Origin of the sequence: Desulfosporosinus cupriresistens, assembly GCF_001707885.1 — a bacterium.
GTDB lineage: Bacteria > Bacillota > Desulfitobacteriia > Desulfitobacteriales > Desulfitobacteriaceae > Desulfosporosinus.
Genome location: NZ_MASS01000029.1, coordinates 1 through 24,786 on the forward strand (window position 1 = coordinate 1; position 24,786 = coordinate 24,786).

Annotated in this window: 21 protein-coding genes, 1 tRNA gene and 2 pseudogenes; 21 read left to right on the forward strand and 3 right to left on the reverse strand. The window is 41.4% G+C overall.

Annotation, left to right across the window (positions count from 1 at the left end; translation table 11 throughout):
• The 9 genes from DSBG_RS12345 to DSBG_RS12385 all read left to right on the forward strand — a co-directional run bounded on the left by DSBG_RS12345 (position 1) and on the right by DSBG_RS12385 (position 9,882).
• Positions 1-1,245: a peptide ABC transporter substrate-binding protein gene (locus DSBG_RS12345; RefSeq protein ID WP_068964634.1), complete on the forward strand. Its 1,245-nt coding sequence runs from the start codon at positions 1-3 to the stop codon at positions 1,243-1,245.
• A 172-nt stretch (positions 1,246-1,417) separates the two neighbouring features.
• The gene (locus tag DSBG_RS12350) at positions 1,418-2,749 is read left to right on the forward strand and encodes a HAMP domain-containing sensor histidine kinase (protein ID WP_068964635.1); all 1,332 of its coding nucleotides are present in this window, start codon (positions 1,418-1,420) and stop codon (positions 2,747-2,749) included.
• Positions 2,746-3,372, forward strand: coding sequence for a response regulator (locus DSBG_RS12355; RefSeq protein ID WP_068964636.1), 627 nt, complete (start codon positions 2,746-2,748; stop codon positions 3,370-3,372). Before DSBG_RS12350 ends, DSBG_RS12355 begins: the two co-directional genes overlap by 4 nt.
• Before the next feature lie 150 nt (positions 3,373-3,522).
• On the forward strand, positions 3,523-5,151 hold the full coding sequence (locus DSBG_RS12360) for a peptide ABC transporter substrate-binding protein (protein ID WP_068964637.1): 1,629 nt from the start codon (positions 3,523-3,525) through the stop codon (positions 5,149-5,151).
• Positions 5,152-5,221: 70 nt separating this feature from the next.
• Positions 5,222-6,154 (forward strand): ABC transporter permease, encoded by a 933-nt coding sequence (locus tag DSBG_RS12365; protein ID WP_207647234.1) that lies wholly within the window; start codon positions 5,222-5,224, stop codon positions 6,152-6,154.
• Between the two features lie 4 nt (positions 6,155-6,158).
• Positions 6,159-7,076 carry an ABC transporter permease gene (locus tag DSBG_RS12370; protein WP_068964639.1) on the forward strand — a complete coding sequence of 306 codons (918 nt, stop codon included), beginning with the start codon at positions 6,159-6,161 and terminating at the stop codon, positions 7,074-7,076.
• Positions 7,077-7,090: 14 nt separating this feature from the next.
• Entirely contained in the window at positions 7,091-8,086 is a 996-nt protein-coding gene (locus tag DSBG_RS12375; protein ID WP_083236845.1) for an ABC transporter ATP-binding protein, read from the forward strand.
• Between the two features lie 17 nt (positions 8,087-8,103).
• Positions 8,104-9,057: an ABC transporter ATP-binding protein gene (locus DSBG_RS12380; protein WP_068964641.1), complete on the forward strand. Its 954-nt coding sequence runs from the start codon at positions 8,104-8,106 to the stop codon at positions 9,055-9,057.
• 225 nt (positions 9,058-9,282) lie between these two features.
• Positions 9,283-9,882: a nucleoside/nucleotide kinase family protein gene (locus DSBG_RS12385; protein WP_068964671.1), complete on the forward strand. Its 600-nt coding sequence runs from the start codon at positions 9,283-9,285 to the stop codon at positions 9,880-9,882.
• A gap of 261 nt (positions 9,883-10,143) precedes the next feature.
• On the opposite strand, the gene DSBG_RS12390 is transcribed toward DSBG_RS12385, so the two are convergent.
• A tRNA-Arg gene (locus tag DSBG_RS12390) sits at positions 10,144-10,219 on the reverse strand.
• 261 nt (positions 10,220-10,480) lie between these two features.
• On the opposite strand from DSBG_RS12390, the gene DSBG_RS12395 reads away from it, so the two are divergent.
• Positions 10,481-11,371: a YitT family protein gene (locus tag DSBG_RS12395; RefSeq protein ID WP_068964642.1), complete on the forward strand. Its 891-nt coding sequence runs from the start codon at positions 10,481-10,483 to the stop codon at positions 11,369-11,371.
• 71 nt (positions 11,372-11,442) lie between these two features.
• Positions 11,443-12,462, forward strand: coding sequence for a hypothetical protein (locus tag DSBG_RS12400; RefSeq protein WP_242877591.1), 1,020 nt, complete (start codon positions 11,443-11,445; stop codon positions 12,460-12,462).
• Positions 12,463-12,468: 6 nt separating this feature from the next.
• Here DSBG_RS12400 and DSBG_RS12405 read toward each other — a convergent pair whose 3' ends face one another.
• Complete coding sequence (locus DSBG_RS12405) at positions 12,469-13,260, reverse strand: polysaccharide deacetylase family protein (RefSeq protein WP_068964643.1); 792 nt, start codon at positions 13,258-13,260, stop codon at positions 12,469-12,471.
• Between the two features lie 145 nt (positions 13,261-13,405).
• On the reverse strand, positions 13,406-13,663 hold the full coding sequence (locus DSBG_RS12410; protein ID WP_068964673.1) for a hypothetical protein: 258 nt from the start codon (positions 13,661-13,663) through the stop codon (positions 13,406-13,408).
• Between the two features lie 211 nt (positions 13,664-13,874).
• Here DSBG_RS12410 and DSBG_RS12415 point away from each other — a divergent pair, with 211 nt between their 5' ends.
• The 10 genes and pseudogenes from DSBG_RS12415 to DSBG_RS12460 all read left to right on the forward strand — a co-directional run bounded on the left by DSBG_RS12415 (position 13,875) and on the right by DSBG_RS12460 (position 24,731).
• Positions 13,875-15,137, forward strand: a complete 1,263-nt coding sequence (locus tag DSBG_RS12415) for a tetratricopeptide repeat protein (protein WP_068964644.1) — start codon at positions 13,875-13,877, stop codon at positions 15,135-15,137.
• Positions 15,138-15,260: 123 nt separating this feature from the next.
• Positions 15,261-15,791 carry a hypothetical protein gene (locus DSBG_RS12420; protein WP_068964645.1) on the forward strand — a complete coding sequence of 177 codons (531 nt, stop codon included), beginning with the start codon at positions 15,261-15,263 and terminating at the stop codon, positions 15,789-15,791.
• Positions 15,791-16,324 carry a cob(I)yrinic acid a,c-diamide adenosyltransferase gene (gene cobO / locus DSBG_RS12425; RefSeq protein ID WP_068964646.1) on the forward strand — a complete coding sequence of 178 codons (534 nt, stop codon included), beginning with the start codon at positions 15,791-15,793 and terminating at the stop codon, positions 16,322-16,324. Before DSBG_RS12420 ends, cobO begins: the two co-directional genes overlap by 1 nt.
• Positions 16,325-16,599: 275 nt before the next feature.
• Positions 16,600-17,928, forward strand: coding sequence for a type I glutamate--ammonia ligase (gene glnA, locus DSBG_RS12430; RefSeq protein WP_068964647.1), 1,329 nt, complete (start codon positions 16,600-16,602; stop codon positions 17,926-17,928).
• A 305-nt stretch (positions 17,929-18,233) separates the two neighbouring features.
• A complete protein-coding gene (locus DSBG_RS12435; protein WP_242877593.1) occupies positions 18,234-18,446 on the forward strand; it encodes a hypothetical protein in 213 nt (70 codons plus the stop codon).
• Positions 18,447-18,595: 149 nt separating this feature from the next.
• A pseudogene (locus DSBG_RS12440) lies at positions 18,596-20,496 on the forward strand (PrkA family serine protein kinase).
• Positions 20,497-20,514: 18 nt separating this feature from the next.
• A pseudogene (yhbH, locus tag DSBG_RS12445) lies at positions 20,515-21,652 on the forward strand (sporulation protein YhbH).
• A gap of 71 nt (positions 21,653-21,723) precedes the next feature.
• A complete protein-coding gene (locus DSBG_RS12450) occupies positions 21,724-23,208 on the forward strand; it encodes a SpoVR family protein (RefSeq protein ID WP_068964648.1) in 1,485 nt (494 codons plus the stop codon).
• A gap of 234 nt (positions 23,209-23,442) precedes the next feature.
• The gene (locus DSBG_RS12455; RefSeq protein WP_176716266.1) at positions 23,443-24,057 is read left to right on the forward strand and encodes a DedA family protein; all 615 of its coding nucleotides are present in this window, start codon (positions 23,443-23,445) and stop codon (positions 24,055-24,057) included.
• Between the two features lie 68 nt (positions 24,058-24,125).
• Positions 24,126-24,731 (forward strand): DedA family protein, encoded by a 606-nt coding sequence (locus tag DSBG_RS12460; RefSeq protein WP_009621530.1) that lies wholly within the window; start codon positions 24,126-24,128, stop codon positions 24,729-24,731.
• The last annotated feature ends 55 nt before the right edge of the window (positions 24,732-24,786 follow it).

Consider the following 24,786-nt stretch of genomic DNA (forward strand, 5'->3'; position numbering starts at 1 on the left):
ATGGATCCTTCGAATGCCACAGGGTATGCATACCCAATAGCTGCTTATATTAAGGGGGGAGCTGCCTATAATGCAAAAATGGGAAAAGCTGAAGATGTCGGTATAAAAGTGATCAATCCACAAACATTAGAAGTAACGCTTGTCAATGTTGCTCCTTACTTTCTGGCTCTGACTGCATTTCCGACCTATTTTCCAGTTGATAAAAAGGTTGTTGAAGCGAATAAGGATTGGAACCTTAAAGCGGAGACATTTGTCAGTAATGGTCCTTTTCAAATGAAATCGTGGATTCATAATAAGGAAATCATCGTTGTGAAAAACGATAATTACTGGGATGCTAAATCGGTTAAAATTTCAGAACTTACGTTTAACCTTATTGAAGATCCTAAAGCTGCACTGACTGCCTATGAAACAGGTCAAGTTGATGGAATAGATAGAGTTCCGGCAAGTGATACTTATCGTCTACTTAAATCGGGAGATCTTAAAATTGATCCTCAAGTAGGTACCTACTATTATGCTTTTAATGTTACGAAGAAGCCTTTTGAAGACCCAAAAGTGCGCCAAGCCTTGACCTTATCGATCGATCGCCAGGAAATTATTGCTGATGCAACCCAAACAAATGAAAAGCCGGCCTTTGCTTTTGTACCATACGGTATTAACGATGCCAATACAACTAAACAATTTCGCGATGTCGGCGGTGACTACTTCCAAGAAGACGTCGCAAAAGCTAAGAAACTCATGTCCGATGCGGGTTTCCCCGGTGGAAAAGGTTTTCCGGAAATCAAAATCCTATTTAATCCTAATTTCAATCACGAAAAAATTGCAACTCTTATCAAAGATATGTGGAGTAGAAACCTTGGAATCTCCGTTACACTTCGCAAAGAAGAAGGTCAAGTCTATTTGAAATCGTTACAAAGCTTTGATTTTGATGTAGCTCGTGTTGGCTGGACTGTTGACTATATGGACCCACTGTCTTTATTGGATATTTTCACAAAAGGTGGTGCAAATAATAAAACTGGGTGGGCTAACCAACAATATGATACGCTTATTGCAGGAGTAAAGAAAAACCTGAACCCTGAGGCCCGCATGCAACAAATGCATGATGCTGAAAAAATCTTAATGACTGAAATGCCTGTGATGCCTATCTATTATGAAAACCTTAAATACACTTCAAAGTCATTTGTTAAAGGTGTAATTCATTCGCCCCTTGGTCTTGTAGACTTTAAAAACGCATCTGTAGAAAAATAAACATAAAACTTCGTAAAAAATGAAGTTTTCCAATTGGTAGGTCAACTTGACAGAGGTGAGATCAAATCGTAAAGTTGTCTTATTGGGGAGAGTTATACCCACTTGAAGCGGAAAAATTATCAGTATTCCGATTTCATGTTACAATCTCATGAGTAGGAAGGTGGTAATTTAAGTGGGGAAAGTCGTAAGGTCGCGGAAAATATGGATAGGAATTGGGTTGTTTTTGTTAGGTGTCTTAATTCCACTTTGGTTAAAACCGCAACTTCTGAGGTTAGATCAATTACTCCAAACGATGGATCATAGAACTGACGGAAATGCGTTAATGATTGACGCATTTCTTACTGTATCAATTAATACCATTATTACCACCCCCCAGTTTCTCAGTGTGGTGATGCTAGGGGATGGAATGGCAGATGTTTTCAATCGTCCTGCCTTAAAGACTATCGTTCCCCTGGTTGCTGTGCCACTCGCTTATGTTATTGTTAATGTAATGACGCCGCTAAACTATAGTTTTGGAGCTACAGATATTTTCCTTTGGCTTACGATCGTGGTTATGCAGCAACTAAGCAAACAAAAATTGAATATGGGAATGAAATTACTGGTTTTCTCCCAACTGATTTTTGGTGTTGCTTGGTTAAATCAAGTTCCTTTTCTTACTCAATATGGTTTCGGACGAGGTTCTCTATCGATAAAAGTAAAGCAGGCAGCGATTCAACTTGGATTTGGTCGAGTGCTCGCCCTTTATGCGAATGTACTGTTTTTTATCTTCGTGGCTAGCGCTCTCACTTTATGGATTTACTTGATTTTATATATGGAAAAATGGTCTATTTCTCAGGACCTGCATCGTGCTCAACTTGAAGCTCATGAATCTCGATCAGGACGTGAGGTTCTTCATCTTGTCCATGACCTTAAAACTCCACTTGCTACAGTCGAAGGATTGGTTTCTTTAATGGAAATACGATGGCCCGATCCTAAGATGCAAGAATACTGTCAAACCATTTATGGCTCGATTCAAGCGATGAGTAGAATGGTTTCGGAAATTTTGTATGAGGATCGAAAGAACTGGTGTGAGCTTAAAGAATTAATTGATTATATTCGAGCTAGTCGGCTAAGTGGAACTAATTTATTGGTGGATATTGAGTTAGAGGAAGAACCTCACCCGATTATTTACATTAATAAAATTAGGCTGACTCGAGCAATCATAAATTTAATTGATAATGCCTTGGATGCCACTCGAGAGCAAGACAATGGAAGAGTAGTCCTGCGCGCGAAAACATTGCCAGACGCAGTTATATTAGAGGTTGAAGACAATGGGCATGGTATTCTGGCAAACGATGTAAAAAAAATCTGGAAAACCGGATACAGCACTAAAAACCATCCTGGAGTTGGTTTAGCTTTTGTGCGACAGGTAGCGGAAGGTCATGAGGGATCCGTTAATATAAAAAGTGAAGTGGGGCAGGGGACGAAAGTTTGGATAACCCTGCCATTGGGAGAAAGCCAATGAGAATATTAATTATGGACGATGACCAGTCTCTTCGTTATATGCTGAGTGAAATATTTAAATTTGTTGGTTGGGAACCCGAGGCCTATCCTAATGGAAGAGCCGGAATTGAGGGGTTTCTCAAGCATGGCGCGGATATCATTTTAGTGGATTATCATATGCCGGAAATTGATGGCTTAGAAACAGTTCGTCTAATTCGGGAACAAGATCAGCAAATACCAATCCTTGTACTTACCGTTGATGAAAGGCAGGAAATTGCCGATCGTTTTTTAGATGTAGGTGCCACCGATTTTGCCCTTAAACCTGTCAAAGCACCTGATTTAATTGCTCGCGTGCAACTGCATAAACGACTGTTGGATATGACGAAAACTTTTCAAGCAACACCTAAAGTCCAAGACGAAGTGTTCGTAACCAAGGGAATTAGCAAGCCGACGCTATCTTATATCGAACGATATCTAACGACTTGCCAGCAACCTTCCACAGTAGAGGAAATTTCCAAGGAATTATCCCTCGCCGTTCCCACCGTTTATCGCTATCTGATGTATCTTGTTCAAAATGGTAAAGTAAAACCAATTCCTAGTTACAAAAAAATAGGACGACCGAAAAATCGATATTGTTGGATTTAACGCAACCTTTTAAGGAGTCCCAAGGGGGATTCTCTCAAATCCGGCAAATATAATCAAATTAATACTTTTTATCTTTTTTATTTCTTTAGTTGGTCCATGCATTTTGTTATAATAACTAAAAATGCTGCACATTAATTAAGGAGGATACATATGACTAACGCAAAAAGGTTGATTGCTGGAATCTCAACCACTATGCTACTTGCCGGGCTACTTACAGGGTGTGGTGGAAACACGGCTCAATCAGGCAGTGCGGGAAATTCTAAGCAATTATTAAAAATGACTTTGCTGGCAGAACCGCAGGCCCTGGACACATCAGTTGCTAACGCCGCCGTATCGTTTGATATTCTGAATGCGATTAACGAAGGCCTCTATCGATTAGGAGCAAACGGAGAACCGATACCTGCTTTAGCTGCTTCGATGCCGGTGATTACGAACGAAGGAAAGACTTATACAATCAAGCTACGGGATAACATCAAATGGTCAGATGATTCACCAGTGACGGCAAAAGATTTCGAATATGCTTGGAAGCGTACGTTGGATCCAAAAACAAAAGCGGATTACGCCTTTATGGTTGCTTGGATTAAAGGTGGAGATGCCTTCATGAACGGAAAGGGGAGCGCTGACCAGGTTCAGGTCAAAGCAATTGATGACAAAACCCTCACGTTCACACTGGAGAACCCAATTCCTTTTATGACGGCCCAACTCTCTTTCCCAGTCTTTTTCGCAGAAAAGCAAGAGTTTGTCGAGAAATATGGTGACAAGTATGCTGCTGATGCTGACAAGCTGTTGTTCGATGGTCCTTTCCAACTAAGCAAATGGGATCATGAACAAAGTTTGACCTTAGTGAAAAACGATAAATATTGGGACAAAGATAATGTAAAACTGAATGAAGTAGATGTTCAAATCGCTTCGGACAATAATACCTTAGCTAACTTGTATCAATCCAACGCCATCGATGTAGCTCGCATCACCCGAGACCAGGTGGATCAATGGAAAGCTAAGCCCGATTATCAGATTTCACCCCAACTCTATATTACCTACGTAGAGATGAATGAAGCTGTGCCAGCCTTGAAAAACGATAAAATTCGTCAGGCTCTGGCTTTGTCGATTGATCGCAGCAATTTAGTCGATATTGTATTCCATGATGGAAGCCAAGCGCCGACTGGATTCGTACCGAATGGGACTATGGACGGAAACAATAAAGAGTTCCGTAAAGATGCAGGAAATGTACTGCCGAAATATGATCCAGCCAAAGCCAAAACATTATTAGCTCAAGGATTAAAAGAAGCAGGACTTACCTCCTTCCCAATCTTAAAATTCACAGGTGATGATACCGAAGATGGGAAAAAGGCTTTGGAATTTATCCAAGGGCAATGGAAACAAAATCTTGGGATTGATGTAACAGTTGAGTCGATTCCCCACAAACTGAGGATTGAACATGGACAAACGCATCAATTCGATCTGTTGTTATTTAACTGGGGTGCGGATTATAATGACCCAATGACTTTCCTAGATTGCCATGAATCAACTTCTTCCTTCAACGAAAGTCAGTTTAAAGATCCAGAGTACGATCAATTGATTGAAAAAGCTAAAGCAGAACCTGATGGAGCGAAACGTGCTCAATATTTAGTTGATGCTGAAAAGATTTTAGTTGCTAAAATGCCAGTTGCTCCCGTGAATTTCCGTGCTTATTCCTATCTGGTTAAACCAAACGCCAAAAATATTTTATTCTTCCCTTATGGTTCAGAGTGGGATCTCAAAAACGCATCTGTCGAATAGTTAGATCAATTTAGAAAAGATAGAGGGGTTCCATCCGGAACCCCTTCCTTTTTAGTTTGTAGGAGGTGTTATGATGTATCGTTTTATTCTGCGACGTTTCTGTTATATGTTGATCACGTTCTGGATGATTGTAACTGTGACTTTTGTGCTCATGCATAATTTGCCAGGTGATCCATTCGCCAATTCCGAGAAACTTTCTACCCAACAGAGGGCGTTATTGTCCAAAGAATACGGACTGGATCAGCCGATTTCCGTTCAATATAAAGACTATCTCATTAACATAGCAAAGGGTGACTTAGGAGTATCTTTTGCTTATCCTACCCGTAGAGTCACTGAGATCATTAAACAGTCCTTCCCTGCATCAGCTGAACTTGGAATAGAATCAATTATTTTTTCTGTTTTAATTGGGTTGATTCTCGGGATTACAGCAGCTCTCAAACATAATAAATCTTGGGATTATGGAGCGATGTTTATTGCTATTGTCGGTGTTTCAATTCCTTCATTTGTTCTGGGACCAATTTTGCAATATCTAGTGGGTGTCAAATGGGGGATTTTACCCGCGGCTCTTTGGGATGGACCCGCCAACCGAGTCTTACCCGCCTTGACCTTATCATTTATGACGATTGCTATAACTGCGAGAATGATGCGTACCTCAATGCTTGATGTCCTTCATTCGGATTATATCAAAACAGCTCGGTCGAAAGGATTGTCTCAATTCTCTATTATCCTTAAGCATACCTTGCGTAATGCGATTCTACCGATCGTTACAGTTCTTGGACCTATAACAGTCAATGTTATTACGGGAACTCTTGTGGTAGAACAGATTTTTGCCATACCAGGCCTAGGAAAATACTTTGTTCAGGCTGTTTATTCTAATGATTACACGTTAATCATGGGGTTAACCATCTTTTATAGTCTGTTGCTCATCGTGGTGATGTTCTTGACGGATATCGCCTACGGATTCATTGACCCTCGAATTCGTTTAGCGAAAGGGAGGAATTAATACTATGCCGGAAGTCAGAGATAACCTGTTTGTCCCCGTTATAAAACAGGCTGACCAACAAGAGAAAATTACTCGACCTTCGATCACCTATTGGCAAGATGCTCGGCGACGGTTGAGGAAAAATAAGTTCGCAATGGCCGGTTTCTATTTCTTACTGGGAATTACTTTATTCGCTCTTCTTGGGCCGTTTTTACAAAAAAATGGGTATGATGTGCAACACCTGACAGCGAGAAATGAGATGCCCAACAGCACATTTTGGTTTGGAACGGATGAATTCGGACGAGATCTTTGGGTTCGGCTCTGGTGGGGAACCCGTATCTCGTTGTTCATCGGGATTATGGCCGCGCTGATGGACTTGTTTATTGGGGTTCTTTATGGTGGAATTTCTGCCTATTACGGTGGGAAAATCGACGATATGATGCAGCGCTTTATTGAGGTGGTCTACTCCATTCCGTATTTATTGATCACGGTGTTACTCATAGTGATGATGGGATCGGGAATTTGGACGATTGTATTTGCCTACGGTATAACCGGTTGGATTTCGATGGCTCGTCTGGTTCGAGGACAAATCCTTTCCTTGAAAGAACAAGAATACGTGTTGGCGGCCACCTCTTTGGGTGCCAGCCCTTGGCGAATCATTACCAAACATCTTATTCCCAACGCGCTTAGTTTTATTATTATTCAGATTACCTTTACGATTCCTCAAGCTATTTTTACAGAAGCTTTTCTTTCCTTTCTCGGACTTGGAGTTAAAGTTCCCCTAGCTTCATTAGGAATGCTACTCTCGGATGGAGTTGGTTCGATGCGTGTATACCCCTGGAGATTGTTGTTCCCGGCCCTGGTCTTTTCGTTAATGATGGTCTCGTTTAATCTTCTCGGAGACGGTTTGCGTGATGCGCTTGATCCAAAATTTAGAAAATAAAAGGAAGTGTCCGTGTGGAAAACATTCTGGAAGTAAAAGATCTAAAAGTATCTTTTCATACGTATGCGGGAGAAGTTCAGGCTGTGCGAGGCGTTTCCTTTGATTTAAAGAAAGGGGAAGTCTTAGCCATTGTGGGGGAATCTGGGTGTGGGAAATCAGTAACTTCTCAAACCATAATGCGATTAATTCCGAGCCCACCTTCCATTATCAAAGAAGGTTCAATTCTCTTTGACAAGAAGATAGACCTGTTGCAACTTACCCTAAAAGAAATGGAATCAATACGTGGTTCCGAAATTGGCATGATCTTTCAAGATCCAATGACATCCTTAAATCCAACAATGACTATTGGCAAGCAAATCACCGAAGGATTAGTCAGACACCAAGGGCTCAGCAAGGAGAAAGCTCAAAAGCAAGCGATTGAACTACTTTCGTTGGTAGGTATTCCTCGTCCTGAAACTCGGATAAAACAGTATCCGCATGAATTTTCGGGTGGGATGCGTCAACGGGTAATGATTGCTATTTCTCTGGCCTGTCGTCCCAAATTATTGATTGCTGACGAGCCCACTACGGCGCTCGATGTAACAATTCAAGCCCAAATCATCGATTTATTAAAGGATTTACAGGAGAAAATTGGCTCTTCAATTATCATTATTACGCACAATTTGGGAGTCGTTGCCGACATCGCTCAACGTGTGGTGGTTATGTATGCCGGAAAAATAGTGGAGCAAGGAACAGTGGATGACATTTTCTACCGTGCCCAGCATCCCTACACCTGGGGGCTTTTACATTCCATTCTACGGCTCGATGATGATGAAAAGAGCGAACTAGTGCCAATTGAAGGAATGCCGCCGGATTTGTTAGCTCCTCCGCAAGGATGTGCTTTTGCTGCACGGTGTCCGCACGCTATGAACATTTGTTTAAATGAGGATCCGCAAACTCAGATTATACAAGATGAACATAGCATGGCTTGTTGGCTAATGGACAAGCGAATGAGGACGGAAATTCGCTAAAGCAAGGAGGGAACACTGTGTCTGATCCAATTTTAGAAGTTAAAAATCTAAAAAAATATTTTCGCGTGACGAATGGCGTTTTGAAAGCCGTGGACAATGTCAATTTATCTATTCAACGGGGAGAAACCTTTGGCTTAGTGGGAGAATCGGGATGCGGAAAGTCTACTTTGGGACGCACAATTATGCGCTTATATAATACATCTGAGGGACAGGTTCTTTTTAATGGAGAGAATGTTCATCAGCTAAAAGGAAATAAATTGAGACAGTTTAATCGCCAAATGCAGATGGTGTTTCAAGATCCTTATGCTTCGTTAAACCCCCGGATGACCGTAGGAGATATCATTGCCGAAGGGATCGACATTCATAGATTATCTAGCGGTGTCAAACGACGGGAGCGGGTCTCTGAGTTGTTGCATACAGTTGGTCTTCCCGAAGAGCATGCTTCCCGTTTCCCCCATGAGTTTTCCGGAGGACAAAGGCAACGAATTGGAATCGCGCGAGCCCTCGCGATCAAACCCCAATTTATCGTTGCGGATGAGCCAGTCTCTGCGTTAGATGTTTCCGTACAAGCCCAGGTCATTAATTTGTTTAAGCGTCTACAAGAAGAAAATGGACTAACCTATTTGTTTATTTCTCACGATTTAGCCATGGTCAAACATATTGCCGATCGAGTTGGAGTGATGTATTTAGGATCGTTGACCGAAGTTGCCCAGTCTAACGAATTATATCGTAATCCTCTTCATCCCTATACCGTAGCCTTATTATCTGCAATTCCAATCCCTGACCCTGAAGTGGAACGAAAACGGGAGAGAATTATTTTAGAAGGGGATGTTCCTTCTCCGATTAATCCTCCACCGGGTTGTCGCTTTTTTGCTCGGTGTCCAAAAGCCATGCCTCAATGCCAAGTGGATACTCCGCGTTGGATTGAAGTGAAAACGGACCATTATGTAGCTTGTCATTTATATAAATAGTCATATCCATCGGTCAACGGCCAGAAACTCAATGATTATTCGACGACGTCGGTTACAGGCTTCCTAAACGGAGAACGGTAGCCGATGTCTGTTATTGTTCAAGAGTTAATATGGTTTAAATACATGTTTCGTTCGTTCTATGCTCAGGTTTGCCATTCTTTGATAAGCGATGTTACAATAGAATCTACAGTAAAGTGTAGTAGTGATTATGAGGGATGGGACGATGTGGGTAAGATATTCTGCCTAATGGGTAAAAGTAGCTCTGGAAAAGATACTATTTCTAAAAAGCTTTTACAAGATAAACAACTTAATTTGAAGTCTATAATTCCATATACGACGAGACCAATAAGGCACAACGAAGTCCAAGGGTTTGATTATCACTTTGTATCTGAAGAATTATTGGCACATTATCGAGAAATGGGTAAGATTATAGAACAGAGGGATTACTATACTATTAATGGTAAATGGTCTTACTGTACGATTGACGATGGTCAAATTAACTTGACGCAGGATAATAATTATCTGCTGATCGCTACGTTAGAGTCCTATGAAAACCTTCAAAATTATTTTGCGACAAGTGATGTTATTCCCCTGTATATTGAAGTTGACGATGGAGTTAGACTGCTACGGGCAATAGAAAGGGAAAAACAGCAAGCTCAACCTAACTATGAGGAGCTATGCAGAAGATTTTTAGCGGATAGTAATGATTTTAGTAAACAAAAACTAGAAGATCTTGAAGTGACAAAATTTTATCCAAATGAGAATATAAATCAATGTATTAACCGTATTAAAACTGATATTTTGCAAGTAATTCATAAGTCGTAGTCTTATGATGATGATCTGGAATTATAAAAAATATAAGTAATAGGAAAAATGGGTGCCCTGAACTCGTAAAATACCTGCAAAAGAGGTGGTAAAAAATTTACCACCTCTTTTGTTACTAGTTAGAAATGTATCGCCCTTACACTTAAGTCCCTACCCGCCGAAAAAGAATAAGGAGAATCTTTTCTTTATCATTATAGAGAAAGAGAAGTAGTAATTAAAATAAAAAAAGCCACAAACAAGTTGTGACTTAATTTTTAAGTATGGTGCGCCCGGCGGGATTTGAACCTGCGACCTCCGGCTTCGGAAACCGTCACTCTATCCACTGAGCTACGAGCGCTTATAGAGAACACTTTAACACTTTACTCAATAATAAGTATTTTGTCAAGCACATATTGTAAATATATACTTGGTTATGTTGATTATTTGAATCATTCTTACGATAATCCAAATATAATACAGTATATATAAAGAGTTCTAGCTCTGTGCTGGATAAACTATTGTAGGGCAACACCTAGATCTGATTTGAAGGGTTCATTAAGTTGTCTCTAGGGAGACTCTGCAGTATAATTCAACAAGGATAAACAACACGTGGATAATAATGTGTGAACGGGGGATTCAAGTGAACTGGAGACGTTTTCGTGAAATTATTCCGTGGCAATTGTTGCAACACTTGGCGGGGATCATAGTAGGTGCTGCGATCGTGAGTGTAAGTATAAACACACTAATTATCCCTAATCAAATTGCGGATGGTGGGGTCACGGGAATAGCGATCATATTACATTACTTATTTTTTTGGCCCGTAAGCTGGACGGTTCTTCTGCTGAACCTGCCACTTTTTATTTTAGGCTTACGTTTGGTGGGACGAAACTTTTTAGTTTTTAGTGTCGTGGGTGTTGGTATGCTCTCGGTTATGCTTTCTCTGACTTCACATCTCCCGGCATTGACCCATGATACGCTGCTTGCAGTGATATCTGCAGGGGTCCTTTCAGGAATCGGGATGGGCATCATCTTCCGCTCCAGTGGTTCGCTTGGTGGAACGGATATTTTAGCTGTCCTGTTTGCGCGAACAACCTCATTTAGTGTGGGTCAAATATTGCTGGGGATTGATGCCCTGATCTTTCTGGCAGTTGCCATTTTGTTTCGCCCGGAAATGGCTATGTATGCCATGATTTATATGTTTATAGCGACGCGTGTTGTTGATCTTGTACAGGAGGGATTAAGTCACTCCAAGGCGGTGATGGTAGTGACTACTCAGCCTCAGAAAATTGCTGAGGAAATCATGGCGAAGCTTGATCGAGGGGTTACACTTTTTCAAGCGACAGGGGCCTTCTCAGGCGATGCTAAACAAGTAGTTTATTGTGTAATCAATCGTACTGAATTGTCTCAAGTCAAAAAAATTGTTCGGGATCAAGATCATCAGGCTTTTGTGGCTATATCGGAGGTGCCGGAAGTTGTTGGTGAAGGTTTCTCATCCTGGAAAGGACATTGAGAAACAATAGTGATTAATCAAAGAAAAAGAATGTCAGCAATAGTTAAGAAAGATGGAAACGAGGGATAGGATTGTCAAAACGGCGCAAACATGGTCTTAGAAGACGTCGACAGGCCACGTTTTTGCTTTTATTGTCTATCATTTTTATGCTTAGTTGTGGGCCTTTTTTATGGCGTATGGAGCAATTAAGACAAGCTAAAAGTGTTTATGATGTTTCAAAAGTGAGGGATGAACTGCAGTGGTGGAATGCACATGGGGGCCTATTAAATAAACTGGAATTGTTGAAAGAGGCAAATTTATGGCTGGAACTTGAACTTAATGTGGAGAGTAAGGACTTAGAGTCTAAACTGACTATGTATCAAGACGAACGGCACAGATTCTGGTTGTTTTTGTATTACTTGAAAAACGGGAAAACCACTGAAGCGCAGAATGTCCTTGGCCCAATGGGTAAGACGCCGTGGGGTCAGTTGGGGCAAGGGCTCACGTCCTTAGCAAATGGGGATGCAGAAGAGTCACGTAGTCAGTTGGCCAAGACTGAGACAGAAGTGAGTTGGAATCAATTACCGATACAAGAGCAGACTTTAAGACATTTAATTCTAGCGCAAGCTGCAATGAGCATGGGTGATCAACTGGCAGCCAGGGCTGAGCTCGAAGAGGCCCAGAAACTAGAACCTCATAATCCGGCCTGCCTTACTGTAGCTTTTGACGTCGCTGTAGGAGAAGGACAGTGGGCAAAAGCCGTAGAGTTATGTCATTCAATAGTTACTCAAACCTGGCGAACTAGAACTACGTTGTTTGAAACCAAAAGGGCCGTCCTTGCCCTACATGAAAATAATCTGCAGGAATTGACTGCTAGCCTAGCTTCTCTAAAGGAGCTCCCCGGAGGGGATGGTTGTATCGACTATGTGAATGGAATTCAAGCTTTAAGTAAAGGTCAGCAGCAAGTAGGTAAGAACTTGCTTGAACGTGCCATGAACAGTGGGCTTGAGGGAGAGTTAAAAGCAGATGCTCAAAAAGCAGTGGCTCAGGTCATAGATCGACAAAAAGCGAATCAACTCTTGCGATCTGTCGTGGATGAAAACGTTGAATAACGGCACTTATTTATTGGTTGAACTAGGTTCTTCTTTAAGATTACTTTCAGGTGGCCAAGTGCTGTTTGCTTCAGAAAGCAATTGTCCTACTGGGATGAGTGTGTAACCTTTAGTTCTGAGGCGTTGAATGACCGTCGGCAAGGCCTGAATAGTATCTGGCGCTGAGTCTGAGGCATGAAATAAAATAATGTCCCCTGCTTTCGCCCCACCTTCGGAGTGTATCCCGTTGAGTACATTATTAATGACAGCGCCAGGGCCGGGTCGTTTCCAGTCTAGAGAATCAACACTCCATTGGATAACTCGATACCCCAGCTTGTTGGCGGTGGATATGACCTTATTATCATAGGCTCCGTTGGGTGCCCTTATCAATCGGACTTTCTGACCGGATATTTGCTCAAGGACTTGTTGGGCAGTAGTAATTTCATGTTCTATCTCGCCTGATCCTAAAGTATTGAGATCAACATGACGGTTGCCGTGTGATCCGATCTCATGGCCATCGGCCACCATTCGTTGCACTAATTGTTGATGTTTGTCTGCCCATGGACTAGAAAGAAAAAATGTGGCATGAACGCCTTCCTGTTTGAGAATATCAAGTATTGGTTCGGCTGTCTTCTCCCCCCAACTGATATCAAAGGTCAGTCCAATTGCCTGGGTGTTGACGTTTGTTGAGTAAATTGGCTTTAACTTTCCAGAAAAAACAGAAGTGACATTTTCACGATAAGCAATCAAGATGAACAAGAGGATCCCCCAGAGGGCGATATTTCGCCATGATGGACGTTTGAAGATTATAATTTGCATTTGGCATTCCTCCTTTGAGTAAAAGATATTCGTTAGAAAGCCAGATCATGAGGGTAAAACAAAAAAACGCCCTTTCAAGGCGTTAACTTTGGGAAAAATTGTTATCTAATTAAAATCTGCTTAAGCTTAAGTAAATTTGATGCCCCTAGCGTTTCTTATATCGTCCGCCCAACACTAACTTAAATAAATCAATTTTAAATAATAATTTAAGAAAAAAATGAACGACAACAAAGGAGACGCCGACAAAAACAATAAAGCGTATTAGGAAAAAGGCAACTGCAAATACCCACGTGAATACTTTACCTAAGATCAAGGCAGAGAAATAGAGACCCAGAATGAGTATGAGAAGTTTGAGTGCAACCATCCAATAATTTGAAGATTGAGTTGGACGATAAGTATTCAAGGCCAAACACTCCCTTCTTGAACCTGAAATTAGATTATCATATTTCGACTTTTATGTCTAGGTTACAATAAGGTTCGTCCTTAATTTCCTTTGATTTTATGGCTATTCAAATGCTGTTGTGCTGTGAAGAGAAGCTCCAGCTTCGAATTTAAATATTGATGCCCAAAAAATCGACTCGTGCATATGATGGAACAGACACGGAGGCGATAATATGTACGATGGGGAATTATCCGTTTGGCGGAACCTTATGGAGGTTGGAACACAGTGTCTTGGAGAAGAACAGTACATTAAAGCTGAAGAGTATTATACTCAGGGCCTCTTAAAGGCGTATCAATTAACCGTTCCGGAAATCGTCGCATTTACTCTAAGACTGTTAGCGACAGTGAGGGTGCGTTTAGGAAATTTAGAGTTTGCAGAAGAGGGTTTCAAAGAAGCATTACGTATTTGCCAAGAGATTCAGAATGCGAAAGGAATGTCCGAAGCATGGGCAGGGTTAGCCAGTGTCTCGGTTAAGAAGGGTATGCTTCGGGACGCTAGCAGGGAATATGAGCTATCAATATCTGTGTACCCGAGTTCATCTCCACCGTTAAGGTTGGGCATGCTCTATGCTGACCTGGGCCAAGTCTATGCTACCCTCAAAGATTGGGCAATGGCCAAGAAAGCCTATGAGGAGGCACATAAAATCTGCCGTTCCAATGGGTTTCCTAAAGGTGAAGGAGAGTTGGATGTTCTCTTAGGAGAATTGTGCTTTCGACAAGGGAATAATAAGGAAGCAATGATAAACTTAAAGAATGCTTGCCAAATTTTTGCTCAGATAGAGGATCTGATCGCTTTGTCAAATACACTGCAATATTTGGCGTTTCTCTACTTTGATCAAAATGAAATGTTTTTAGCCTTTGAATGTCAACAAAGGGCGGTGGCCCTGTGTTTGAAATTTGATACAAGCAATGTATTTAGTGAAAGTTGTTTTTTCTTGAGTAAAATTGAGCAAATATTAGAAAACTATGAAGAGGCAAAATATTACCTTGAATTATCGATTCAGTTTTATCCAGATCAAAATTTTGACCTAGCCTTGCGTTTTCAAAGTTTGGCGGGCTTATTCTTTCTTTCAATGGATTTAGCTAAGGCTGAAATCTATTATTTAAAAGCCTTAAGTCTTTTCGAATCGATAGAAGACAATCTGCGGATTGGTGAAGTATATGAAGCTTTAACCACTCTTAAAGAAATTCGAGAGAGTAAGGTAGTGCCACAAAAAGCTCTCGTTGAATCAGAAGATAAAGCTCAATTTCATAGAGAATTTTCACTAGAAGCCTTGGTGCGTTTAGCGGAGTTTTATGAAAAGCGTCGTAACTTTAGAGATGCCTTAGAATGTTACTGGAAGGCGCTTGAATTGGGACGAGATGCGGCAATAGCGACAGATTGGATCGAGACAAGTGTTCAGAGGGTTTCCAAACGTCTGCGCCAGAAGAAGTAATTTAAGTCGTTTTCCTAAATATTTTGAAAAGTAGCCTTTATAAATCAATGAGGTTCAGATAAAATAGCATTATAGAAACTCTCCTCCGATCAAAAGGAGGGACGGGGATGAGGGGGAATCAATGTGCGAGAGGAAGATGCGATACTCCTCGAATGCTTGGAAGATGTGTATCACACCTTTGAAACAGCCTTAAAGAAGGCTCAAAAAGTTCGTTCGATCCATGTCCGAAAATTTGAGCGACTCTTTGATGAGTTATTGAGTGAGCGACGGGTTTTTGAAGATATTTCTATTCCAGCTCGACTCATTGTTGAACAGCTACTAGAATCTCAATTTAAAGTTGGACAGGTTGCGTTGGAAGCGGAGTACTTGAGACAACCATTTACAGGCGTAAAATCTGTCAAAGTTGAGGAATTCGGAATGATCCGTGTCAAACTTGGAGATGTAGAAATTTCCTGGCGAGATGGGAATTATTCCTATTACTTCTATCCAGATAAAGTGGAATTAAGAGCGACTGATGAGAAGTCGGCAATCAAATTGTTTTTTTCTATTGCCTTCAATCGGCAAACTCTCGAAAGGTTTCCTGAAATACTAACGTCACCAAAGGTCGTTTATATACATCCACAACTTGAAAAATGGATACGGGGTGTGCTATAATGTCAAATCTTACACAAGGATTAGTACAAGTTTATACTGGCAATGGTAAAGGAAAAACAACTGCTGCCTTTGGTTTGGCAATCCGTGCGGTTGGTCATGGTTTTCGGGTTTATATTATTCAATTTATGAAAGGGAGAGACGACTGCGGAGAGTTAGAAGGTTTGAAACGTTTGTCGCCAGACTGTCAACATGAACACTTTGGAGGAAAAGGTTGGGTTCATAAAGGAGAACATCAAGAAGAACATATCCTCGAAGCTCGTAAGGGCTTTTTAAGGGCACAGGAAATCATTCTTTCGGGACAATGGGATATTGTAATTCTTGATGAAGTCATTAATGCGCTTTGGTTTGATCTAATACCTGAAAGCGAGGTTCTAGATTTACTGAGTAAGAAGCCAGCTCATGTCGAAGTGGTTTTAACGGGCCGAAATGCTTCGCAGCCAATAATCGAAAGAGCAGATCTTGTAACGGAGATGGTCCTAAAAAAACATCCTTTTGAGCAAGGGATTATGGCGCGCCAGGGGATTGAGTATTAAACTCAAGCCAAACCATTGTAAATTGAAATAACAATGGATATACTATCCTTATAAGGCTTGTAAACTGGCTAGCGCCCACGAAGACACTGTCTTTGCACGTATTAGCCTTCTTGCAGCCATCAGGCGACGCCGGTCGCCCTAGTTGCACTAGAAAGTATATAACTTTCAGTTATACTTTCTGACTAGTAGGACAAAGTATTGTCCATGCTGAGCCATTCAGGGTTGACGCATGGACGTTTTTCGTTTTTTAAGAGTGGAAGGGAGAGATTAATAATATGATGATGACCAAAGAAGATGTCTTGCGGGAAGCACATGACAAGGGGGTTAAGTTCATTCGGTTGCAGTTTACAGATATCTTTGGAATTCTTAAGAATGTGGCCATTACAATTGAGCAGCTGGAAAAGGCCCTAGATGGGGAAATGATGTTTGACGGTTCGTCAATTGAAGGATTTGCCCGCATTGAAGAATCCGATATGTATTTGAGACCTGATCCTAATACCTTCGTTGTTTTTCCTTGGCGCCCCAAAGAGGGAGGAGTCGCTCGGCTCATTTGTGATGTTTATAACCCTGATGGAACCCCTTTTGTGGGATGCCCACGCAATGCGTTGAAAAGAGTCTTAAAGGAAGCCTCTGAAATGGGGTATGCTATGAATGTCGGGCCGGAATTGGAATTCTTCCTCTTCCATACGGATGCTGAAGGACGACCAACGACAACTACACACGATAAAGCTGGTTATTTTGATCTAACACCAATCGATCTTGGCGAGAATGCACGTCGCGATATGGTTTTAACGTTAGAACAAATGGGCTATGAGATTGAAGCTTCTCATCACGAAGTGGCGCCCGGACAACATGAGATTGATTTCAAATATTCAGATGCTCTGGATATTGCAGATAAAATGGCAACGTTTCGTTTCGTTGTACGTACGATTGCTCAGCATCACGGTTTACATGCTACATTCATGCCTAAACCTATTTTTGGGATTAATGGATCAGGAATGCACAGTAATCAATCACTTTTTCAGAATGGCAAAAACGCCTTCTATGATCCCAATGATCCGATGGAGCTTTCCGAAATCGCTTACAATTATATAGCTGGCCTTATGAAATATGCCCATTCTCTGACAGCCATCACGAACCCAACAGTCAATTCATATAAAAGACTTGTGCCGGGTTATGAAGCACCGTGTTATGTAGCATGGTCCGGACGAAATAGAAGTCCCTTGATTCGTATACCTGCTAAAAGAGGTTCTTCCACCCGCATTGAACTTCGAAGTCCAGATCCTTCTTGTAATCCCTACTTAGCCCTTGCAGTCCAACTTAAGGCGGGGCTGGAAGGTATTAAGAACAAACTAACGCCACCACCTGCAGTTGATCTAAATATTTACTCTATGACCCGAGAAGAACGCGAAAACTTGGGGATAGCTTCCCTACCGGGGAGCTTAAAAGAAGCATTAGATGAGTTAAGTAAGGCTCCTGCCATCCGTGAAGCACTTGGTAATCATATCTATAATCGCTTTGTCGAGGCAAAGACTGAAGAATGGGATAGTTTTCAAGTCACAGTCACTCAGTGGGAACTTGACCAGTATTTACACATGTATTAAGACTAAAGGGGATGTGTGAAAACTCAGTCTCCAAAATTTCAAGTGGTTACAACAATCAATAAGCGTCCTCATTTTCACTATTAAAGTGGAGTGAGGACGCTTGTGTTTTGATTATATAGAAGCAAAAGTGGGGATGTGAAAAATATAGTAACAAGTTTTAGCACATCCCCTTTAGATTATAAAAATCAAAAGGTCAATAAAAATTTAAAATTGTGAATATTCTAACTTCATCTAGATTTCTAGAGCCAGTTATGCTAATATAAAAATGGTTAATAGCGAAATAGATAAAAGGAGGGTATCACAGATTGGCAATCATAATGCGTGAACCCGAACCGCGCTCTTTCCATCGTCGCCAACAACAGTTTAAAATAGGAGATCGTGTTATCACATGTAACCGTTGCCTGGGTACTGTTGTTCGCGTCGATCGTGATGAGAAAGGAGACTATATTGTAGCTCGTTTAGATATTATGCGTGGTGAATTTGCCTACGACCCCTGGGATTTGAAAAAAATCGAATAATTGTTTTATTCAAAGAAAAGAACATCTCAATTATTTGAGGTGTTCTTTTCATTTTCATCCATAAGTATATGCCTTATCTTCCAAGAGTAGGCATATACTTAAATATGACCCAACAGGTCTTGCTTGAGGTTAGAGAAGGGAGGGCTACCATGGAAGTCATAAAGTGGTTGCGTGAATATCGTGAAAATGAGGCTGCTCTGGCATGGAGCGGTACGTTTGGTGATTACTTGTCAATGGTTACTAAAAACCCTAACTTGGCATTGCATGCTCATGCTCGAATCTATGCGATGATCAAAGCTGCTGGAGTTGAAACAAACGGAGATCAGAAAAAATACAATTTTTTTGACAAGGAGCTTTTTGGGTTAGATAAGACGTTAGAGCGTCTTATCGAAGAGTATTTTCATAGTGCGGCAAAACGTTTGGATGTCCGTAAACGTATTTTATTGTTAATGGGGCCAGTAAGTGGTGGTAAATCGACAATTGTTAGTCTTTTGAAACGTGGACTTGAAGAATTCACTAGAACTGAGGAAGGAGCGGTTTACGCTATTGATGGGTGCCCGATGCATGAGGATCCCCTGCATCTGCTGCCGCTGTCCTTACGTCAAGAGTTTGAACAGAGGTATGGTATCCGGATCGAGGGAAACCTCTGCCCAGTTTGCCGTTTGCGTTTGGAAGAGGAATTTGGCGGTGAAGTTGAAAGTTTTCCAGTGAAACGAATTCTTTTCTCAGAAGAGCAAAGAGTAGGAGTTGGTACGTTTACTCCCTCGGACCCTAAGTCACAAGATATCGCCGATTTAACGGGTAGTATTGATTTTTCGACGATTACTGAATACGGATCAGAGTCTGATCCGCGTGCTTATCGTTTTGACGGAGAACTCAACAAGGCCAACCGAGGCCTCATGGAATTTCAAGAAATGCTGAAGTCCGATGAAAAGTTCCTTTGGAATCTTCTAAGCCTCTCCCAGGAGGGGAATTTCAAAGCTGGGAGATTTGCGCTTATTTCTGCGGATGAGCTAGTAATTGCTCATACCAATGAAAATGAATATCGGGCGTTTATTGCAAATAAGAAAAACGAAGCCCTACAGTCCAGAATTATTGTTATGCACATTCCTTATAATCTCAAAGTAAGCGATGAAGTAAAAATCTATGAAAAATTGATTAGCCAAAGTGACATCCAAAATGTGCATCTTGCTCCTCATAGTCTCTGGGCCACATCTGTTTTCAGTGTCCTATCTCGCTTAAAGCCATCAAAGAAACAAGGGATGGATCTAGTTAAAAAGATGCGGATCTATGACGGCGAAGATGTGGAAGGATTTAATCAAAAGGATATCAAAGAGTTAATGATGGAGGGAGACGAGCAAGGCGAAGGAATGGATGGCGTAGATCCACGTTACGTGATCAATCGAATTTCAACAGCTTTGATTCGAGATCAGCATGCGTGTATTAACGCATTAGATATTTTGAGGGCTATCAAAGATGGGCTAGCTCAGCATACCTCGATCATGAAAGAGGAAAAGGAGAATCTTCTCAATCTAATTGCGGTTGCTCGGCGTGAGTATGACGAAATGGCCAAGAAAGAGGTCCAGAAGGCATTTGTCTACGCGTATGAAGAATCTGCGAAGTCGTTATTGAACAATTATCTGGATAATGTTGAGGCGTTTTGCAATTCTACCAAGCTGTTTGACCCAATTACCAGTGAAGAATTAGCTCCTGATGAACAACTAATGCGCAGTATTGAAGAACAAATCGGGGTTTCGGAAAATGCTAAAAAAACTTTCCGTGAGGAAATTCTCATTCGGATTTCGATGTATGCCCGAAAAGGGAAAGTATTTAGTTATACGTCCCATGAACGGTTGAAGGAAGCCATTGAAAAAAATTGTTTGCTGATTTGAAGGATATAGTAAAGATCACTACCTCTGTTGAACATCCAGATCAAGAGCAATTGTTAAGAATCAATAATGTTATGGATCGTCTCGTTAATGAACATGGATACTGCCCAATCTGTGCCAATGAGATTGTGAAGTATGTTGGGGCCCTCCTTAACCGATAGAGAGGAAGGGGGATAAACGTGGCAGATGACATCATTGTGAGTCGTGATGACTGGAGTTTGCATCGCAAAGGGTATCAAGACCAAACAAGGCACACAGGAAAAAGTTGAGGAAGTCATTAAGCAACAACTCGGTGATTTGATTGTTGATGAAAGTATCATCCTAACAGATGGCAAAAAGAGCACTAAAATTCCCATGCGTTCTCTGGAAGAATTTCGTTTCCGGTATGATTTAAATAAAAAGAATCATACCGGACAGGGAACTAAAAAGATGGTTCCGGGTGAAATTTTGGGGCGTGATCAGGCCAAGGGCAAAGGCGCAGCTGGGAGTGGAGCTGGTGAAGAACCGGGTCAAGATATCTATGAGGCAGAAGTCACTTATGAGGACTTAGCAAATATTCTGTTCGAAGAACTAAAGTTACCCAATCTGGACGACAAAAAAAGACCACTAATTGCTCATGATCGTCCGGAATTCAACGATGTTCGAAAAAAAGGGCTAATGGCGAATGTTGATAAGAAGCGCACGCTGCTGGAAAGTATCAAGAGGCAGGCCTTTTCTCAAAAACAGGAGAAAGATGCCAGATTAAAAATTTCCCCTGAAGACCTGCGCTTTAAGACTTGGGAAACTCGGCCAAATTTTGAGACGAATGCTGTAATTCTGGCGATGATGGATACCTCCGGCTCAATGGGGCAATTTGAAAAATATATCGCTCGGACCTTTTTCTTTTGGATGGTTCGTTTCCTACGCCTAAAGTATGAAAATGTGGAGATACGTTTTCTAGCGCATCATACCGAGGCCAAAGAAGTAACCGAGGCTGAATTTTTTACGCGCGGGGAAAGTGGCGGAACCCGCTGTTCCTCAGTGTATCAATATGCCTTAGATTTGATTGAGACTGAATATCCTCCGGCTCACTATAATATTTATCCCGTTCATTTTACAGATGGCGATAATATTGGTTCGGATAATTCCAGAGCGCTATCCTTGATGCAACGATTAGTCGAAGTGAGCCGGGTTGTAGGCTACGGAGAGATCTTAAGAACGCATTACTCGAGTACCCTAATGTCAACGTTAAAACGCATTACAGACCCAAAACTACGCTTGGTGACGATCAGAGACCGCAATGAGGTATATGCCGCTCTCAAGACGGTTTTCTCCTAAAATTTAGCCCAAGAGTGTAGCCAGTGCTCTAACCTAAAAATGATGAACGCACAAAAGGTAGGGGGGAAGTCATGGACAATGAGAAGCGAGCCTTAAACTCCATAGCTCAGGATATCGCTCAAGTGGCCCGTGGCATGGGACTTGATTTCTATCCTGTAAATTTTGAAATCGTTCCGGCGGAAGCCTTATATACGTTTGGAGCCTATGGGATGCCGGTCCGTTTCACACATTGGAGCTTCGGAAAAGCTTTTTATCGGATGAAGACTCAATATGATTTGAATTTGAGCCGGATTTATGAACTAGTTATTAATACTAATCCGGCTTATGCTTTTTTGTTGGACGGCAATCGATTGGTTCAAAACAAACTGGTAATTGGACATGTTTATGCCCATGTTGACTTCTTTAAGAATAATTACTATTTTTCACGTACGCCAAAGGACATGGTTGAGCGGATGGGTGCCCATGCCGAGAAAATTCGAGAATATGAATTATTGTATGGGCGAGAAAAAGTTGAGCGAACCTTGGATGCAGTTCTAGCTATACAAGAACATGTGGATTATCGGTCTCATATTGGCATTAAAGGCAAAATGGAGAATTTACCCCGGGTCAATCGTCCAAGCAAAGATGAAGGTCATAAGTGCCCAGGTGATGCCTGTTCTGGGAATCATTCTTGTGGTTCCTGTGGAGGAAATTGTACTACAAAGGAACTAAGTAAGGCAGACTCTCCCAAGAAGGTTCGGACAAAAAGAACTTCTTTGCCCTATGAAGATTTATGGGGAGATCTGATGGAAGATGATTGTAAATGCGAGTCCAAACCAGAGTATGAAGATCTTTTACTCTATATTATTAAGTTTGCACCTGGCCTCGAAGAATGGCAAAGAGATATTGTTGGTATAGTTCGGGAAGAATCGCTATATTTCTATCCCCAAATCGAAACGAAAATTATTAACGAGGGATGGGCGACATTCTGGCATGCCAGAATTATGCATGAACTTGATCTTACAGATGCCGAATCCCTAGAATTTGCGCTTATGCACAGTCAAGTCGTGCAACCTTCGCGTATGGGTATGAATCCGTACTATCTGGGTGTAAAGATATGGGAACATCTGGCGAAAATTAAACCTCTAAGCGAAATTTTTGAGCTGCGCGAAACCGAAAACGACCTTTCGTTTATTCGTAATCATCTCACTCGTGAACTAGTGGAGGAACTAAATTTATTCAATTTTCGTAAAGTTGGGGCCCACTGGCAAGTTACCGAAAACGAATGGGAAAAAGTGCGTGACAATCTGGTACAGCAGCTAGTTAATGGAGGGCATCCTCGAATCGTAGTACTTGAGGGAGACTATGAGGGTAAAGGCGGGCTATATCTTAGACACCGTCATGAAGGCGTTGATCTCGATATTGTCTATCTCGAGAGAACCCTTTCCCTTGTTCAATTTCTCTGGGGTAAATCAGTCAGTCTTGAAACAGTGGTAGATACAAAGAAGGTTGTTTATGAATGTTCTAACGGACTGGTAAGTCATCATCAGTTGAGCAAAACGGGAGAAAAGTCATAATCTTTCCAAGAAATAAAAATTAGTTCTTAACCAAAGCAGATGTTAGAAATAATGTCTGCTTTGCGGACCTTGAAGGATTTTAGGGAGTGAAAGTAGAATCTAAAAAATTGAATCGAAAATAAAACAATATAAATTTTTTGGATCGATTTGGCAAAGGGAACGGGTCTGTGGTAAAATACCCACGATACTTAAGAATGAATATTGGTTATCAGAGATTAGTAAAGGGGGTTTACATTGGAAGCAATTTTAACGCACCTTGGACAATTCGTTGAATATATGATTTCATCTTTCGGCTATGCTGGTGTTTTCTTTGCCATGGCAATCGAAAGTGCTTGTATTCCTTTGCCAAGTGAAATCATTCTTCCGTTTACAGGTTACATGGTATTTGCAGGACGATTTGGTTTTTGGCAAGCAACCATCGCTGCAACTTTGGGGAACCTTTTTGGAGCACTTGTTGCTTATTATGTCGGTGTGTGGGGAGGTCTGCCGTTCCTCAAACGTTATGGGCGTTATTTCTTTATCAATAACCGAGAACTGGCTTGGACAGAACGCTTATTTGAACACTATGGTGAAGCGACCGTTTTTGTTGGTCGAATGTTACCAATCGTACGCACTTTCATTTCCTTACCTGCAGGTATCGCGCGAATGAATCCAATGAAAATGGCTGGCTATACGACAATTGGCGCGTTTTTCTGGTGTGCGCTCCTAATTTTTGTGGGTCAAAAATTAGGAGAGAATTGGGATTCACTCAAACCTTACTTTCATCGTGCCGACATAGTCGTTGGAGGGGCCATTGTTTTGGTGGTGATCTATGTGGTGTGGAAACGTCTCAAACGCTGCAAACGCTGAAACATATCAGGTTGTAACTTATTAAATAGTCGAACCACGAACCACGCATCGAGGAAGGCAGGCAGGGTATGCACGGGCTAGAGCACTATGTGACGGACATAATTTATCACTATCGTTATGAAGGCTTATTTCTACTACTTATTGGTGGTATGGTCGGTGTGCCGGTACCCGATGAATTTCTCATGACGTTTAGTGGGTTTCAAACCACATTGGGGCGAATGAATTATGGGGAAACCCTTTTTGTCGCCACTCTTGGTAGTTTTCTGGGAATGAACTTGAGTTATTGGGTTGGAAGGCGATTAGGAATTCCGTTCTTGCATAAGATTGCTCCCTATCTTCATCTGAATGAAAAAAAGATCGCTCGGGCTGAACATTGGTTTCAACATTTTGGCGACCGACTTATTGTGATAGGGTACTTCTTTCCAGGATTTCGTCATTTTACAGCGTACTTTTCTGGGATGAGTAAGCTTCATTTTGGTCGGTATGCAGTGTTAGCCGGGATGGGCGCTTTTCTATGGGCATTAACGTTTATTACACTCGGACGAATCCTTGGAGAACACTGGGCAAAAATCACGTTTATTTTGCATCGTTATTTGGCACGAGGTGGAATTGTTCTTGCCCTTATTGTGTTCTTAATCTATCTTTATAATGTGAAACGAGGTCGGGTAGACTGAAACAAAACCTTCTTAACATTAGGCGAAAGCCAAGTCAAGTGGTATAATTTATAGG